General features: G+C 75.9%; 2 protein-coding genes. Both read left to right on the forward strand.

Translation table 11 applies throughout. The features are described 5' to 3' along the window. The first annotated feature begins 144 nt into the window (after positions 1-144). On the forward strand, positions 145-399 hold the full coding sequence (locus VF665_RS22815; protein ID WP_331055785.1) for a hypothetical protein: 255 nt from the start codon (positions 145-147) through the stop codon (positions 397-399). Positions 400-436: 37 nt separating this feature from the next. After that, positions 437-1,210: a pentapeptide repeat-containing protein gene (locus VF665_RS22820; RefSeq protein ID WP_331055786.1), complete on the forward strand. Its 774-nt coding sequence runs from the start codon at positions 437-439 to the stop codon at positions 1,208-1,210. The last annotated feature ends 298 nt before the right edge of the window (positions 1,211-1,508 follow it).

Here is a 1,508-nt window from a genome sequence, read left to right on the forward strand (position 1 = left end):
GGCCGCCTCGGCCAAGGCTTGCGTGGTGCGGGGCGGGGGACCTCGCAAAGTCCGTGCTGCGGCCGGGGAACGGCGGTTGCATAGCGTTTGTGCGGGTCCGGAGTGTCCGGACCGCTGCCCGGTACGGCGACGCAGGGAACTGGCGTGACGCTCGTAATCATACTCCTGGCCCTGGCCGCCGCTTCGGCGTCCGCGTGGGGGCTTTCGCACTACCTCGGCCGGCTTCCCGTGGCTCCGCAGTGCCCCTGCTGCCGCACGGTGACGGACCGGCGCCGCACGGCGGGCTCGGTGGACCTGCTGCTGGCCCGCCTGGGGGGCGCCGCCGCCCGCGAATGCCGCCGCTGCGGATGGGCCGGCCGCATGCGCTGGCGCGTCGCCACGCAGAGCGCCGGACGCTGACCCGCCCCACTCCCAACCTTCCCCCGGAGCCCCGCCCATGGAACGCCTGCTGAGCGACCGAGACCTGTGGATGCTGATTGCCGCGGGGCACCTGCGGCTGCGGGGCGCGGACCTGCGCGGCGCGCGGCTGGAGCGGGCGGAGCTTTCGGAGGCGCTGCTGGAGCGCGCGGTGCTCAAGGGCGCGCACATGGCCGGCGCGCGGCTGCGGCGGGCCAACCTGGCCGGCGCGGAGCTGCAGGGGGCCGACCTCAAGGGCGCGGACCTGGGCGAGGCCGACCTCACCGAGGCGTTCCTCAAGGGCGCCACCCTGTGGGGCGTGCACGCCGAAAACGCGGTGATGGAGTGGGCCTACGCGGAGGGCGTGTTTCTGGAGTGGGCCACCCTGCGCGGCGCGCGCTTTACCGGCGCCTTCATGAAGGGCGCGGTGCTGACGGGGGCGGACGCAGTGGGGGCGCAGTTCAAGGGCGCCAACCTCACCGGCGCGTACCTGCACGGCGCCAACCTGCAGGACGCGGTGCTGGAGCACGCCACGCTGGACTACGCGGACCTCAGCGGTGCCCGGCTGTGCGGCGCGGACCTGCGCAGCGCCAACCTTACGGGGAGCAACCTGGCCGGCGCGGACCTCACGGGCGCGCGGCTGGAGAACGCCATCCTGCGCGGAGCCGACCTCACCGGCGCCGTCATGAGCGACGCGGCCCTGGACGGCGCCGCGCTGGAACTCGCGACCATGGACGCGGCCGATCCGCCGGCCGCCGCGGACGGGCCGCGCCCCCGCGCCGGCGTCATGGCCGAAATGCGCGCTCCGGCCTGAGCCCGCCCCGCCGCGCGGGGCAGCCCCGCCCGCGCGCATCCCCTCCGCGTTGCGTCCCGCCGGGCGCCGGCCTATGTTGCCCGCCCCGACCCCGGGATACAGATCCCCCGTACGTTTCTGGCTGGAGCCCCCGTTCCATGAGCACCAACGCCGCCGCACCCGTGACCGCACAGGCCTACGTCGAGCGCCGCCGGGCGCGCATCCTGGAAGCCCTCGGCCGCCCCGCGCCCACCGTGGGCGCCGGCGCGCAGGAGCTTTCGGCCGAGCACCTGGAGTACGCCCGCCGCGAGGCCGAGGA

Source organism: Longimicrobium sp. (genome assembly GCF_036387355.1).
Taxonomy (GTDB): Bacteria; Gemmatimonadota; Gemmatimonadetes; order Longimicrobiales; family Longimicrobiaceae; genus Longimicrobium.

Excerpts from the sequence above, each read along its gene's own strand:
- VF665_RS22820 (WP_331055786.1), top strand. The coding sequence starts at position 437 with ATGGAACGCCTGCTGAGCGACCGAGACCTGTGGATGCTGATTGCCGCG.